The sequence below is a fragment of the Mesorhizobium sp. P3_B5 genome (assembly GCF_056402815.1).
The window spans coordinates 125,479-138,824 of the sequence record NZ_JBFUGR010000009.1; the positions used below are offsets into that span (position 1 = coordinate 125,479).

Here is a 13,346-nt window from a genome sequence, read left to right on the forward strand (position 1 = left end):
GCGAAAGGCGCGCGCAGCACAATCGCTGCACGCGCCGAACGGTGAATGTCGGAGCTAGACTGGAATTCAGGCTGCCTGCAGCATGGTCTCGATGTCGATCACGGCATGGTTGGTCAATGTCTTGGAAATTTCGGCCTGCACCTTGTCGCTGACTTCCTTGTGCAGCTTCTTGCGCATGGTGCCCAGCATCAAGGGCGGCGCGATCAATACGATCTCGTCAAAGATGCCGTGGTGGGCGAGCTTGTAGAGCCGGTCGGCTATCTCGTCGGCGAAACGTTCCTTGCCCAGCCGGTGCCAGTCTGTGTCCTCGCCCGCACTGCGCTGAGCCAATGGGCCATCATTGTGGCGACCGGGGCTGTCGCTGCCTTGATCGCGTGTCGCCGGATTGTCTTGCTTCATCTCCTGCACGAGCCGAAGGTTCGGATAGAGGCCATCGCCCTCGTTTTTGAGGAACAGCGCTTTTTCGCCATCGGCCACCATGACCCAGAGGCCCGGTTTCAGGTTGATTTTGCTCATCGCGTGCTCCTTGTCGAAGGTTCAAATCCCGCCGAAGACTGATTGTTGCGGTAAGGCCCAACGCGTGGCGAAGCAGGAATGTTCCACCTGCCGGGCTGAAACGGCAGCAGCCCCCTCGACTGCTTTCGCCGGCAGCGGAAGAACGGGCGGCATTAATCTACTAAATTGGTAGAATTTAGAAAAATCTGTTTTGTGACACGGCGCGTTTGCCGCTAAAAGCGCCGCAGAACAAGGCCTGCAACAGCGGCTTGAATCCGCTCCCCGCGCGGATGTGGAATATTTTTCTCTTGGCTGTTACGCTTGCAGAAAAGCGATTGCTTCCCGCGAAGCTATGCGGGAGTGCGTTCCTTCTGGTTTTTCACGCCCGCGCGTAAAACTGCCAAACTGTTCAGGAATCTGCTCGCCATGCCGCAGGCAACAACGCCCAAGCTCAACGCATTCCCCGTCTTCATGCGGGTCGAGGGCGAAGCTGTGGCCATCGTCGGCGGTGGCGATGAGGCGCTGGCCAAGGCGCGGCTGCTCGGCCAGTCGAGCGCGGTGCTACGGATCATCGCGGAAAACGCCAAACCGGAGCTTCTGACCTTCATCGCACAAAGCGGCGCGATCCACATTGCCGCCGCCTACGATGCCGCGCATCTCGACGGCGCCGTCATGGTGTTTGCCGCCAGCGGCGATGAGGGGCTCGACCGCCACGTCGCCGAGGACGCGCGCCGCTTAAGCATTCCGGTCAATGCCGTCGACCGGCCGGAGCTGTGCGATTTCTTCACCCCGGCGCTGGTCAACCGGGCACCGGTTGCCATTGCCATCGGCACGGAAGGGGCGGGTCCGGTGCTGGCGCAGATGCTGCGCAGCCGCATCGACCAGATGCTGTCGCCCTCGCTCGGGCCACTGGCAACGCTGGCCGCTTCGTTCCGCGGTGCCGCTGAAAAGTTGCTGCCGAGAGGCAATTCCCGCCGCCGCTTCTGGGGCGATTTCTTCGCTGGCGCGCCGGCGCGTGCTGTGGAGGCCGGAGAATTTTCACAGGCGCATGATGCCGCGGTCGGCCTGCTGCTTTCGAACGCACCCGCCTCGGGCCATATCGCTCTGGTTGGCGCCGGTCCCGGTGCGGAGGACCTGCTGACCCTGCGCGCCCATCGTCTGCTGATGGAAGCCGACGTCATCGTCTATGACGCGCTGGTGCCGGAGGCGATCGTCGCCATGGGCCGCCGCGACGCCGAACGCCTGCCGGTGGGAAAGCGCAAGGGCTGCCACTCCAAGAGCCAGGAAGAAATCAATGCGCTGCTGGTCGAGCTCGGCCGCGACGGCAAGCGTGTCGTGCGGCTGAAGTCGGGCGATCCGCTGGTGTTCGGCCGTGCCGGCGAGGAGATGGCGGCATTGCGCGATGCCGGCATTGCCTATGATGTGGTCCCGGGCGTCACCGCGGCCTTCGCTGCCGCCGCCGATTTCGAACTGCCGCTGACGTTGCGCGGCGTGTCGTCGTCGATGGTGTTCACCACCGGCCACGACTTGAAAGGCAATTCGCTGCCCGACTGGGCCAAGCTCGCCATTTCCGGCGCCACGGTCGCCGTCTATATGGGTCGCTCGGTCGCGGCCGAGGTTGCGGGACGGCTGATCGAAGCTGGTCTCTCTCCGGATACGGCGGTCGCAGTGGTCGAGAATGCCAGCCTGCAAAATCGCCGCCGCTTCCACGGCACGCTTGCCGACCTGCCGTCGCTGGAGGCGCGCGTCGACCTGACCGGCCCGGTGATGACCATCATCGGCGATGCCGTTGCCGGCGCCAATTTTGAACGTTCCGAGCCGCTGGCGACACACAGGCACGAAGGTGCGAGCATTGCTGCCGCCCAAGGAGTTGAACAATGAAGGTTCTGACCGCAAACCGCCTCACCGATGGCATTGCCGTCTGGTACGCCAATGGCGGCTGGGCGGAGAGGATCGACAGTGCAGATCTCGCCCATGACAAGGCGGTCGAGGACCGGCTGGAAGCAATCGGTGCTGCGGCCTATGCCAACAACGAAGTGGTCGACGTCAATCTGATCGACGTGACCGTCGTGGACGGTATCGTCGAGGCGGTGCGGCTGCGCGAAAAGATCCGTGCCGCCGGCCCGACCAATCGCAACGATCTGGGCAAGCAGGCCCGTCCGGAAGCCGTCCGGGCGGCATAGACGACGACATTGATTTAAGCGGGCGGACGCGCCCGGAAAGACGAAGCATGTACCGTTACGATGAGTTCGACCACGATTTTGTCCAGGCCCGCGTCGCCGAGTTCAGCGACCAGGTCGAGCGCCGGCTTGCCGGTGAGATCACCGAGGACCAGTTCCGGCCGCTGCGGCTGATGAACGGCGTCTACCTGCAGCTGCACGCTTACATGCTGCGCATCGCGGTGCCGTACGGCACGCTGAGTGGCAAGCAGCTGCGCATGCTTGGCCACATCGCCCGTAAATACGACAAGGGTTACGGCCATTTCACCACGCGGCAGAACATCCAGTTCAACTGGCCGGCGCTGTCCGACATTCCGGCGATCCTGGCCGATCTGGCAAGCGTCGAGATGCACGCCATCCAGACCAGCGGCAACTGCATCCGCAACGTCACCGCCGACCATTTCGCCGGTGCTGCCGCCGACGAGGTCGCCGATCCGCGCCCCTACGCGGAAATTCTGCGCCAATGGTCGTCGGTGCATCCGGAGTTTTCGTTCCTGCCAAGAAAGTTCAAGATCGCGGTGACCGGTGCCGAGCGCGACCGCGCCGCCATCCAGACGCATGATATCGGCCTGCATCTGAAGAAGAACGAGGCCGGCGAACTCGGCTTTGCCGTCTATATCGGTGGCGGCCAGGGCCGCACGCCAATGGTGGCCAAGAAGATCCGCGATTTTCTGCCGGAGGCCGATCTTCTGTCCTACTGCACGGCGATCCTGCGCGTGTACAACCTCTATGGCCGCCGCGACAACAAGTACAAGGCGCGCATCAAGATCCTCGTCCACGAGACCGGCGTCGAGGAAATCACCCGCCAGGTCGAGGCCGAGTGGCTGGAGCTGAAGGACGCCGAGCTGAAGCTGCCGGAAGCCGATATCCGCGCCATCGATGCCTATTTCGCGCCACCGGCGCTGAGCGACCGGCCGGAGGGCGACGCTTCGGTAAGGCTGGCCCGGCTCGACTCCAAGAGTTTTTCGGAATGGCTCGACCAGAACGTGGTGACCCATCGCCATCCCGACTATGCCGCGGTGACCATCTCGCTCAAGGGCATCGGCGAAGCGCCGGGCGACGCCTCCGACAGCCAGATGGAAGCGGTCGCAGATATCGCCGAAAAATATTCCTTCGACGAGCTTCGCGTCAGCCATGAGCAGAACCTGATCCTGCCGCATGTGGCGCGCGCCGACCTCAAGGCGGTCTATGACGCGCTGGTCGATATCGGACTGGCGACGGCCAACTCCAACCTGATCACCGACATCATCTCGTGCCCGGGCCTCGATTATTGCGCGCTGGCGACGGCGCGCTCGATCCCGATCGCGCAGGAAATCTCGCTGCGCTTCGCCTCGCTCGAACGGCAGCGCGACATCGGCGAACTGAAGCTGAAGATTTCCGGCTGCATCAATGCGTGCGGCCATCACCATGTCGGCCATATCGGCATTCTGGGCGTCGAAAAGAAGGGCGCCGAGCTCTATCAGGTGACGCTTGGCGGCTCGGCTGACGAAAACACTTCGGTCGGCGAGATCATCGGCCGCGGCTTCAGTTCGGAAGAAATCACCGACGCCATCGAGCAGATCGTCGAAACCTATCTCGGCCTTCGGCTCGATCGCACAGAAAAATTCATCGACGCCTACCGCCGTGTCGGTCCCGCGCCGTTCAAGGAGGCGCTCTATGCTGGCGAAACCAAGGCCGCTTGACCGGATAGTCGACGTCGAGCAAGGCATCGCTGCGCAGGCAGCGGGGCTCGACGCGCTCTATGGTCATCTGACCCCGCTCGAGATCATCGAGCGGTCGGCCAGAGAACTTTTTCACGGTGAGATCGCCGCCGTTTCATCGTTCGGCGCCGATTCGGCCGTGCTGCTGCACATGATCGCCAAGATCGACCGTACGCTGCCGGTGATCTTTCTCGACACCGGCAAGCATTTCGAGGAGACGCTCGGCTATCGCGACGCGCTCGTCGCCGATTTCGGCCTGACCGACATCCGCGTGATCACCCCCGACGAGGCGGCGCTTTCGCGTATCGATCCGACCGGCAATCTGAACCAAACCGACACCGACGCCTGCTGCGATGTGCGCAAGGTCGAGCCGCTGGCGCGCGGCGTTGAGCCGTTCCGTGCCTGGTTCACCGGCCGCAAGCGCTTCCAGGCGGCGACACGGGCATCGCTTCCGATCTTCGAGGCGGTCGGTTCGCGCATTCGCATCAATCCGCTGGCGCGCTGGACGACGTCCGACCAGGCCGACTATATGCGCGCGCATGCGCTGCGTGAAAATCCGCTGGTCGCCTATGGCTATCTGTCGATCGGTTGCTTCCCATGTACGCAGCCGGTGCAGCCGGGCGATGATGCGCGCAGCGGCCGTTGGGCCGGGCATGCCAAGACCGAGTGCGGCATCCATTTGTCGGGGCTGGAGAAGTCGCTGACCGACGCCTCCCTTTAGGGTATGTTGGTATTCAGCCGGCCTGCAAACGGCGGTCCCCACCCTGAAGCCGCCGGCTTGGTCTGGACTGACTTTCAGCAAACTTTCGATTCTTTGGGGCTTTAGGAATTTGATGACCGAACAGACGACACCGGAGACCCGCCTCTGGACCCCGACGGGTTTTCGCGAGGACGAGTGGGCGCATGCCGAAAGCGCTGAGGCGCTGTCCGGCAACGGTCGCTTCATCCTGCCGCTGCAGGCGTTTCTCAGCCTTGATCCGGAGGTGCGCCGGTCGGCGAAGGAGCGCATCGGGGTGCTGCTTCAGCCCGGCGACCCGCTGGAAAAGATTGCCGACCTGCTTGACCAGCTGTCGCTGGTGGCGCTGGCCTTCCCGGCGTTCAGCGACGGCCGCTCCTTCTCCAAGGGCGAGTTGCTGCGCAGCCGCTACCATTTCGAGGGCGCGGTGCGCGCCTTCGGCCAGGTTCTCGTCGATCAGCTGCCGCACATGCTGCGGCTCGGCTTCGACGAGTTCGAGGTCTCGCATCCGGTGCTTTTGAAGCGGCTCGAGGAAGGCCGCACCGGCGGCCTGTCGCTGTACTATCAGCCAACCGCCGAGCCGGAGCCCAAGGGACCGAAGTACTCCTGGCGGCGCGAACGCGCCGGCTGACGTTGCGGTAATCCCACACGACTTTACATCGGCTGCGATCAGGCCTTCTCTGACCGTCCGGACGGAAACATCCGCCGGGCGCCAGGGAGGAGACCATGCGCTACGATTACGTCATCGCCGGTGGCGGTTCGGCCGGCTGCACGCTTGCCGCAAGGCTCTCCGAAGATGCCTCGAAAACGGTCTGCCTCATCGAGGCTGGCGGCGAGGGCAAGGATCTGCTCATCCGCGCGCCGGCAGGCATCATCGCGTTGCTGCCGGGCCGGCCGAAGATCAACAACTGGGCCTTCCAGACGGTGCCGCAGGAGGGCTTGGGCGGGCGCAAGGGCTACCAGCCGCGCGGCAAGGCGCTCGGCGGCTCCAGCGCCATCAATGCCATGCTCTACACGCGCGGGCATCGCGGCGACTATGACGAATGGGCCGGTCTCGGCTGCGACGGCTGGTCGTGGGACGAGGTGCTGCCCTATTTCCGGCGCGCCGAAGGCAATCAGCGCGGCGCCGACGCCTTGCATGGCGGCGACGGGCCGTTGCGGGTCGGCGAGCAGCGGGAGCCGCGCCCGATCGCCAAGGCCTTTGTCGAGGCCTGCGGCGAAAACCAGATCCGCCGCAACGATGATTTCAACGGGCCGGAGCAGGAGGGGGCAGGGCTTTATCAGGTGACGCAGTTCTGGGGCGAGGCTCGCGCCGGCGAACGTTGCTCGGCGGCTGCCGCTTACTTGCATCCGGCGATGAGCCGGCCGAACCTGACCGTCATCACCGGCGCACATGCCACCGGCGTCGTCCTTGACGGCAAGCGCGCCACCGGCGTGCGCTACCGCGCGGGCAAAAGCGAGGCCGTGGCCGAAGCCGGGCGCGAGGTGATCCTGTGCGGCGGCGCTTTCGGATCGCCACAGCTTTTGCTGTTGTCCGGCATCGGCCCGGCGGCCGAACTTGCCATGCACGGGGTTCCGGTCGTCCACGAACTGCCCGGTGTCGGACAGAACCTGCAGGACCATCTCGATTTCATCCTGGCCTGGACGTCCAGGGAGACCGACCTGATGGGCATCGGCCTGCGCGGCACACCTGGCCTGCTGCGGCACATGCTGCGCTGGCGCAAGGACGGCAGCGGCATGATCGCCACGCCCTATGCGGAAGGTGGCGCCTTCCTCAAATCCGATCCGGCGATCGACCGGCCCGACCTGCAACTGCATTTCTGCATTGCTATCGTCGACGATCACGGCCGCAAGCTGCATATGGGCTATGGCTTTTCCTGCCATGTCTGCGTGCTCAGGCCGCATTCGCGCGGCACGGTCGGGCTGTCGACGCCAGATCCGCTGGCGCCGCCGCGCCTCGACCCGCGCTTTCTCTCCGACGAACGCGATGGCGAGCTTTTGCTCAAGGGGGTCAGGATGATGCGCGGCATCCTGGAGGCGCCGGCGCTGGCGAAGTATCGCCACAAGGAAATCTACACCGCCGGCGCTGCCAGCGATGCCGAACTGATGGCGCATATCCGCGCGCGCGCCGACACGATCTATCACCCGGTCGGCACCTGCAAGATGGGCGTCGACGAGATGGCGGTGGTCGACCCGCTGCTCAGGGTGCGCGGGCTGCAAGGGCTGCGTGTTGTCGACGCCTCGGTGATGCCGACCTTAATCGGCGGCAACACCAATGCGCCGACGATCATGATTGCCGAAAAGGCGGCCGACATGATCAAGGCCGCCTGATCGTCACCTGTCTCTGGTCGAACCAGTCATGCCCCTTTTGTCCATCGCGAAGAATTCTGGTGCGGCATCGGCTGCATTGCGCAAAATCTGGTCAGACCAATTGTGCGAATCACGCTTTTCCTTTTGCCGTCTTGCCCTTAGGATAGGTCCATTATTTCGTAATCCGAAATAAATGACCACCAAGGGAGGAACCGGAATGGCAGGCAAGAGGATATTGATGCTCGTTGGTGAGTTCAGCGAGGAATACGAGATTTTCGTCTTTGAACAGGCCATGCATGCGGTTGGCCACACCGTGCATGTCGTCTGCCCCGACAAGAAGGCGGGCGACATCCTCAAGACGTCGCTGCACGATTTCGAGGGTCACCAGACCTATACGGAAAAGCTCGGCCACGATTACATCCTCAACAAGACCTTTTCCGAGGTGAAACCGGCCGAATACGATGCCGTCTATGCGGCGGGCGGGCGCGGGCCGGAATACATTCGCATCGACAAGCGGGTCCAGGCGCTGGTGCGGCATTTCCACGAAACCGGCAAGCCGATCTTCACCATCTGCCACGGCGTGCAGATCCTGATTGCGGTCGACGGCGTCGTGCGCGGCCGCCAAGTGGCAGCACTGCAGTATTGCGAGCCGGAGGTCACGCTGGCCGGCGGCATCTACATCGATGTCGCGCCAACCGGCGCCCATGTCGACGGCAATCTGGTGTCGGCCAAGGGCTGGCCCGGGCTGGCCGCCTTCATGCGCGAATGCCTGAAAGTGCTCGGCACCGAAATCCGCCATGGCGAGATCCTGCGCGACGAGCGCAAGGCGGCCTGATCCGGGATTTTTGCCAATGCCGCCGCGCCGCATGGGGTGCGGCGGCGGCCCTTTGCTTTCGAGGCTCTATCGCATCGGCCGGGAAATCGAATCCGTCAGAAGTAACGCTTGAGATTGCCGCGGATGCGATCCAGCACGGTGTCGCCAGTGAGGTCAGGCACGAATTCCTTGCCGGTGATCGCTTCATAGGCCTGCGCGTAAACCCGTGAAGTCTGGTTGATGATCTCGTCGGGAATCCTCGGGATCGGTTCCTTGTAAGGATCGCAGCGGGCCGAGACCCACGACCGAATGAAATCCTTGTCAAAACTGTCCGGCCGCGTGCCGTTCTGGAGCGCCTGTTGGTAGGTCGTCGCGATCCAGTAGCGGCTGCTGTCGGGCGTATGGATTTCATCGGCAAGAACGATCGTCCCGTCCTTGTCGACGCCGAACTCGTATTTCGTGTCAGCGAGGATCAGGCCACGCTCGGTAGCGCGCGTCTGGCCTCGCGCGAACAGCTGCAAGGCGTAGCTTGAAACGGTCTGCCATTGCGCCGGTGTGAGAAGCCCTTGCTCGATGATTTCGGCTTCGGACAGGGGTTCATCATGACCGCCGTCAAAAGCCTTGCTGGTCGGGGTGATGATCGCTTGGCGAAGCTTTTCGTGGGCGCGCAATCCGTCCGGCAGGACGGTGCCATACATATGCCGCTCGCCGTTCTTGTATTTGGTCAGAATTGACGTGCTGGTGGTTCCTGCGAGATAGCCACGCACGACAATTTCGACCGGCAGGATTTCGAGCCGCGTGCCAACGACAACGTTGGGGTCGGGATATTCAAGCACATGGTTCGGGCAGATATCGGCGGTCTCTTCGAACCAGTGCCGGGCAATCTGCGTCAGGATCTCTCCCTTGAACGGGATCGAGGTCAGGATGGTGTCGAAGGCACTGATGCGGTCAGTGGCGATAATGATGCGTCGCCCGTCCGGCAGGTCGTAATTGTCCCGTACCTTGCCGTTGTAGCGGTTCGGCAGTTCGGGAATGAAGGCATCTGTGAGAACGCGGAGATCGCTCATGAAGGATATCGTCTGTCGGTGGGGTTACAGATCCGGCTCGCGCTGCGCCCGATCCGATTGGTGCTAAATCGCCATCCGCGCTTCGCGGAATGACACCAGCTTGCGGCGGTTCTCGTCCCACAGCGCCAGCTTGACGCAGCGCAGGCTGTCGAGAAGCGTGACGCGGCCGATGTTGCGCAGTTCCGGATAGTCGCGCAGCACTTCCGGAAGCCGGTAGCACGGCACCTTGGCGGAGAGGTGATGGACGTGGTGAACGCCGATGTTGCCGGTGAACCAGTTCAGCACCGGCGGCAGGTCATAGTAGGACGATCCATGCAGCGCCGCATGCTGGAATTCCCATTCGGAATCCTTCGCCCACTCTGTCTCCTCGAATTGGTGCTGGACGTAGAACAGCCAGACGCCGGCCGAACCGGCGAGGATGACGATGGGCAGATGGACGACCAGGAACGCGCCGGGACCGACAAACCAGATGAGGATTGCCGCGGCGAGCGCGATGGCGAGGTTGGTGGCCATCGATGACACCCAGGGCGTCAGGCCACCCCGCATCATGCCGACCGGCAGCCGCTGCTCAAAAATGAAAAGCCATATCGGCCCAAGGCCGAACATCACCAGCGGATGGCGATAGAGACGATACCCAAGACGGCCTCGCCACGACATCTGCCGGTATTCGGCGACGGTCAGCGTCCTGATGTCGCCCATGCCGCGCTCGTCGAGATTGCCGGCGCTGGCGTGATGGGTGGCGTGGGCGCGGCGCCAGCAATCATAGGGCGTCAGCGTCAGCACGCCCAGGCTGCGGCCGATCCAGTCGTCGGCATAGCGATTGGCGAAGAAGGAGCCGTGGCCGCAATCGTGCTGGATCATGAAAATCCGCACCAGAAAGGCCGCCGCCGGGACGATGAGGATCAAACCCCACCAATGGCCATAGGAATAGGCGGCCGAAGACAGCGCCCATAAGGTGACGAAAGGGATGAGGGTGATTGCAAGTTCGAGGGTGCTGCGTCGCCTGTCAGGCTTCTTGTAGCGCGCTAGAATCTTCAACCAGGCACGCCTGCTGTTGGCAGCAGCCTCGGGGGAAATCATGTTCATCAGGAAGCATAGACGCAGCCCGCCGCTGCCGCAAGGCGCAGATCACGCCAAATTACTGTGCGTAAATGTCGCGCGATGCAAGCCGTCCGTGGCGCTATTGCCGGCGGTCACCGCCGGCCAGGCTGCCTTCCACACCGTCCAGCCGGTCGAGCAGGTCCCTGAAATGGTCGGGAATGTCGGCCTCGGTGCGGAAGGCCGGCAGTGTGCGCAGGAAGCGGGTCGTTGCCTCGGTGGTGAACTGGCGCCTGATATCGGCAGCGAGACTTTCGCGCCTGTCGCCATTGTTGCGGGTCATCATCTCAAAATCCTTTGTCGAGACCGAAACTCCTCCAGCAAGGGAATGGTTCCCCCATCGCAACATTCAGGCAAGCAAAGCCGGTGATTACAGTAAAATTTGAATTAAAATGAAACGCCTTCGCAACGCACCGGCAAGGCGCGACAGGTGGCCGTCAATACTGCTTACCCCTTGATTTTTGGCTGCCAAACCTCGATATCGGGCACAAATCCGAACCATTCGAAATGACGGGAAACGGCGATGAGCGACCAGACGAAAGACGAACGCGCGCCCGAGGACATCGAAACGGCCGAGGCCATTGGCGAGCGCGCCGAAGGCAGCATCGACGGCGACTATGAAGCGCTGGTGCGGCTTCTGAAGGAAAACGAAGAGCTGAAGGACCGCGCGCTGCGCGTCGCGGCCGAGATGGAAAACCTGCGCCGCCGCACCGCGCGCGACGTGCATGACGCACGGACCTATGCGGTGGCCAATTTTGCCCGCGACATGCTGTCGGTGTCGGACAATCTGCGCCGCGCGCTTGACGCCATTCCGGCCGAGGCCAAGGCTTCGGGCGATGCCGGGTTCAAGGCGCTGATCGACGGCGTCGAGATCACCGAACGCGCCATGTTGTCGGCGCTGGAGCGGCACGGGGTGAAGAAGCTCGAGCCGCAAGGCGAGAAGTTCGATCCGAATTTCCATCAGGCGATGTTCGAGGTGCCCAATCCGGACGTGCCGGCCAACACCGTCGTCCAGATCGTACAGCCGGGCTATTCGATCGGCGAGCGCGTGCTGCGGCCGGCCATGGTCGGCGTCGCCAAGGGCGGCCCCAAATATGTGGCGAGCGAAACGCCTGTCGAACCTGGGCCGGTCAATGATGAGGCCGAGAGGGACGCTTGAACGGATAAGCGAGTAGGGAATAGCGAGTAGCGAATAGGGAAATAGCCAATAGCCGCCACGTGGCTTTGTGCTATTCGCTATTGCCTATTCGCTATTCGCTATTCACTCTTTCATTGTTCGCCCATGAACCCCATCGACCTCCTCGACTATGCCGGTGTCGCCGTCTTCGCGGCGACGGGTGCGCTTGCCGCCTCGCGCAAGCAACTCGACATTATCGGCTTTCTGTTCCTGGCCAGCGTCACCGGCATCGGCGGCGGCACGTTTCGCGACGTCATCCTCAATTTGCCGGTGTTCTGGGTCGCCAACCGCGATTATGTGCTGATCTGCGCAGTGGTAGCGGTGCTGGTCTTCTTCAGCGCGCACCGTGTCGAATCCCGCTACAAATTGCTGCTCTGGCTCGACGCTGTCGGCCTCGCGGCGTTCTCGGTGATGGGCGCCGCCAAGGGTCTGGCCATCACCGGCTCTCCGGTCGTGTCAGTCATCACCGGCGTGCTCACCGCCACCTTTGGCGGCATTCTGCGCGACCTTCTGGCCGGCGAGCCGTCAGTGCTGCTGAGACCCGAAATCTATGTCACCGCCGCTCTTGCCGGAGCTACGCTGTTTACGCTTGGCGATCTCGCTGGGCTGCCGCCACTCGCCTCAGGCCTCGCCGGCTTCGCAGCGGCTTTCCTGGTGCGCGGCGGGGCACTCAAGTTCGGCTGGTCGTTTCCGTCCTACAAGAGCCGGCCGGGACGGCGGCCGGAGGATATTCCTTGAGAGTGAGTAGCGAATAGGGAGTAGCGAATAGGGGATAGCAGTCCGCAAGATTGCGGCGTAGCTCTCGCTATTCGCTATTCGCTATTCGCTATTCGCTATTCGCTGGCGTCAGGCGGCGAAGCGCTGGGCTTCCCCACCATAGTAGTTGACGTAGCGCGCACCGATTTCCTTGACCGGCATCACGACGAACACGTCGACCGTCGAGAATTCGCGGTCGATGACGCAGCCGTCACCGATGCGGGCGCCGACGCGCAGATAGCCCTTGACCAGCGGCGGCATCGCCGCGATGGCCGCCTTGGTGTTGACGGCCTCGATCGGCATCAAATCCATGGAGCAATAGCGCCCGGTGACCGCGCGTACATCCCAGGCCGAGTTGGTCCGGCAGTGATGGGCAAGATAGGTGAGCGCCTCGGCATGCGCCGCCGGCACGGTGCCGTGGAACGAGGCGCAGCCGGTCATCACGCCGATCTCATAGTGCTTGATATAGGCCCATATGCCTTGCCACAGCGCCTCGATGGTGCGCTTCGAGCGGTATTCCGGCAAAACGCAGGAGCGGCCGAGTTCGAGGAAACGCTGGCCGGGATGGCGGGCGATGAGCTTGGTCAGCTCGAATTCACCCTCGGAATAAAACCCGCCTGCGGTGGCCGCGATTTCCTGCCGCAGAAGGCGGTAGGTGCCGACGATGCGGCGGTGCTCGGGGCCGGAGAGCGTGGTGTCGAAGACGAGCAGATGGTCGCAGAGCGGATCGAACCGATCGGCGTCGCGGTGATCCTGGAACAGGTCCTTCCTGGCGCCAAGCTCGTCATAAAATACCCGGTAGCGCACTTCCTGGGCAGCGGCGATCTCGGCCTCGTTGCGGGCGAGCCGCACTTCGAGGTTGCCGATCCGGCCGAGCGAAGCGCCTTTTATGACGGAATCGGCGCTACGCCCGGCGAGCAGTGCGCTGCTGGCGTTCGGCCGAGTGTCACATTCCGGCATAACTGTATGCACGA

At 63.1% G+C, this 13,346-nt stretch carries 14 protein-coding genes; 9 read left to right on the forward strand and 5 right to left on the reverse strand.

Annotated features, from left to right (window positions below):
- Nucleotides 1-66: 66 nt before the first annotated feature.
- Nucleotides 67-516 carry a baeRF12 domain-containing protein gene (locus tag AC1DVW_RS22065; RefSeq protein ID WP_477325874.1) on the reverse strand — a complete coding sequence of 150 codons (450 nt, stop codon included), beginning with the start codon at nucleotides 514-516 and terminating at the stop codon, nucleotides 67-69.
- A gap of 405 nt (nucleotides 517-921) precedes the next feature.
- Between AC1DVW_RS22065 and cysG the strand changes: the two genes are divergently transcribed.
- The 7 genes from cysG (at nucleotide 922) to AC1DVW_RS22100 (ending at nucleotide 8,295) form a co-directional block, all read left to right on the forward strand.
- A complete protein-coding gene (gene cysG, locus AC1DVW_RS22070; protein ID WP_477325876.1) occupies nucleotides 922-2,376 on the forward strand; it encodes a siroheme synthase CysG in 1,455 nt (484 codons plus the stop codon).
- Nucleotides 2,373-2,678, forward strand: a complete 306-nt coding sequence (locus tag AC1DVW_RS22075) for a DUF2849 domain-containing protein (protein WP_477325878.1) — start codon at nucleotides 2,373-2,375, stop codon at nucleotides 2,676-2,678. The genes cysG and AC1DVW_RS22075 overlap by 4 nt, the downstream gene beginning before the upstream one ends.
- A 47-nt stretch (nucleotides 2,679-2,725) precedes the next feature.
- Entirely contained in the window at nucleotides 2,726-4,396 is a 1,671-nt protein-coding gene (locus AC1DVW_RS22080) for a nitrite/sulfite reductase (protein ID WP_477325880.1), read from the forward strand.
- Entirely contained in the window at nucleotides 4,371-5,135 is a 765-nt protein-coding gene (locus AC1DVW_RS22085) for a phosphoadenylyl-sulfate reductase (RefSeq protein ID WP_477249238.1), read from the forward strand. Before AC1DVW_RS22080 ends, AC1DVW_RS22085 begins: the two co-directional genes overlap by 26 nt.
- 112 nt (nucleotides 5,136-5,247) lie before the next feature.
- Nucleotides 5,248-5,781 (forward strand): DUF934 domain-containing protein, encoded by a 534-nt coding sequence (locus tag AC1DVW_RS22090; protein WP_477271320.1) that lies wholly within the window; start codon nucleotides 5,248-5,250, stop codon nucleotides 5,779-5,781.
- 95 nt (nucleotides 5,782-5,876) lie between these two features.
- A complete protein-coding gene (locus tag AC1DVW_RS22095; RefSeq protein WP_477325882.1) occupies nucleotides 5,877-7,481 on the forward strand; it encodes a GMC family oxidoreductase in 1,605 nt (534 codons plus the stop codon).
- Nucleotides 7,482-7,677: 196 nt separating this feature from the next.
- Nucleotides 7,678-8,295: a DJ-1/PfpI family protein gene (locus tag AC1DVW_RS22100; RefSeq protein WP_477249232.1), complete on the forward strand. Its 618-nt coding sequence runs from the start codon at nucleotides 7,678-7,680 to the stop codon at nucleotides 8,293-8,295.
- A gap of 95 nt (nucleotides 8,296-8,390) precedes the next feature.
- Here AC1DVW_RS22100 and AC1DVW_RS22105 read toward each other — a convergent pair whose 3' ends face one another.
- The 3 genes from AC1DVW_RS22105 to AC1DVW_RS22115 form a co-directional block, all read right to left on the reverse strand.
- Nucleotides 8,391-9,341 carry a phosphoribosylaminoimidazolesuccinocarboxamide synthase gene (locus tag AC1DVW_RS22105; RefSeq protein WP_477271322.1) on the reverse strand — a complete coding sequence of 317 codons (951 nt, stop codon included), beginning with the start codon at nucleotides 9,339-9,341 and terminating at the stop codon, nucleotides 8,391-8,393.
- 63 nt (nucleotides 9,342-9,404) lie between these two features.
- The gene (locus AC1DVW_RS22110; protein ID WP_477249229.1) at nucleotides 9,405-10,427 is read right to left on the reverse strand and encodes a fatty acid desaturase; all 1,023 of its coding nucleotides are present in this window, start codon (nucleotides 10,425-10,427) and stop codon (nucleotides 9,405-9,407) included.
- Nucleotides 10,428-10,521: 94 nt separating this feature from the next.
- On the reverse strand, nucleotides 10,522-10,725 hold the full coding sequence (locus AC1DVW_RS22115; protein ID WP_477249227.1) for a hypothetical protein: 204 nt from the start codon (nucleotides 10,723-10,725) through the stop codon (nucleotides 10,522-10,524).
- Nucleotides 10,726-10,962: 237 nt separating this feature from the next.
- Between AC1DVW_RS22115 and grpE the strand changes: the two genes are divergently transcribed.
- Together grpE and AC1DVW_RS22125 are read left to right on the forward strand one after the other, a co-directional pair.
- Entirely contained in the window at nucleotides 10,963-11,598 is a 636-nt protein-coding gene (grpE, locus tag AC1DVW_RS22120; protein ID WP_477249225.1) for a nucleotide exchange factor GrpE, read from the forward strand.
- Nucleotides 11,599-11,721: 123 nt separating this feature from the next.
- Nucleotides 11,722-12,354, forward strand: a complete 633-nt coding sequence (locus AC1DVW_RS22125; RefSeq protein WP_477271324.1) for a trimeric intracellular cation channel family protein — start codon at nucleotides 11,722-11,724, stop codon at nucleotides 12,352-12,354.
- A gap of 108 nt (nucleotides 12,355-12,462) precedes the next feature.
- Here AC1DVW_RS22125 and olsB read toward each other — a convergent pair whose 3' ends face one another.
- The gene (gene olsB, locus AC1DVW_RS22130) at nucleotides 12,463-13,332 is read right to left on the reverse strand and encodes a l-ornithine N(alpha)-acyltransferase (protein ID WP_477249254.1); all 870 of its coding nucleotides are present in this window, start codon (nucleotides 13,330-13,332) and stop codon (nucleotides 12,463-12,465) included.
- Between the last annotated feature and the right edge of the window lie 14 nt (nucleotides 13,333-13,346).

Excerpts from the sequence above, each read along its gene's own strand:
- AC1DVW_RS22065 (WP_477325874.1), bottom strand. The coding sequence starts at position 516 with ATGAGCAAAATCAACCTGAAACCGGGCCTCTGGGTCATGGTGGCCGAT.
- cysG (WP_477325876.1), top strand. The coding sequence starts at position 922 with ATGCCGCAGGCAACAACGCCCAAGCTCAACGCATTCCCCGTCTTCATG.
- AC1DVW_RS22075 (WP_477325878.1), top strand. The coding sequence starts at position 2,373 with ATGAAGGTTCTGACCGCAAACCGCCTCACCGATGGCATTGCCGTCTGG.
- AC1DVW_RS22080 (WP_477325880.1), top strand. The coding sequence starts at position 2,726 with ATGTACCGTTACGATGAGTTCGACCACGATTTTGTCCAGGCCCGCGTC.
- AC1DVW_RS22085 (WP_477249238.1), top strand. The coding sequence starts at position 4,371 with ATGCTGGCGAAACCAAGGCCGCTTGACCGGATAGTCGACGTCGAGCAA.
- AC1DVW_RS22090 (WP_477271320.1), top strand. The coding sequence starts at position 5,248 with ATGACCGAACAGACGACACCGGAGACCCGCCTCTGGACCCCGACGGGT.
- AC1DVW_RS22095 (WP_477325882.1), top strand. The coding sequence starts at position 5,877 with ATGCGCTACGATTACGTCATCGCCGGTGGCGGTTCGGCCGGCTGCACG.
- AC1DVW_RS22100 (WP_477249232.1), top strand. The coding sequence starts at position 7,678 with ATGGCAGGCAAGAGGATATTGATGCTCGTTGGTGAGTTCAGCGAGGAA.
- AC1DVW_RS22105 (WP_477271322.1), bottom strand. The coding sequence starts at position 9,341 with ATGAGCGATCTCCGCGTTCTCACAGATGCCTTCATTCCCGAACTGCCG.
- AC1DVW_RS22110 (WP_477249229.1), bottom strand. The coding sequence starts at position 10,427 with ATGAACATGATTTCCCCCGAGGCTGCTGCCAACAGCAGGCGTGCCTGG.
- AC1DVW_RS22115 (WP_477249227.1), bottom strand. The coding sequence starts at position 10,725 with ATGATGACCCGCAACAATGGCGACAGGCGCGAAAGTCTCGCTGCCGAT.
- grpE (WP_477249225.1), top strand. The coding sequence starts at position 10,963 with ATGAGCGACCAGACGAAAGACGAACGCGCGCCCGAGGACATCGAAACG.
- AC1DVW_RS22125 (WP_477271324.1), top strand. The coding sequence starts at position 11,722 with ATGAACCCCATCGACCTCCTCGACTATGCCGGTGTCGCCGTCTTCGCG.
- olsB (WP_477249254.1), bottom strand. The coding sequence starts at position 13,332 with ATGCCGGAATGTGACACTCGGCCGAACGCCAGCAGCGCACTGCTCGCC.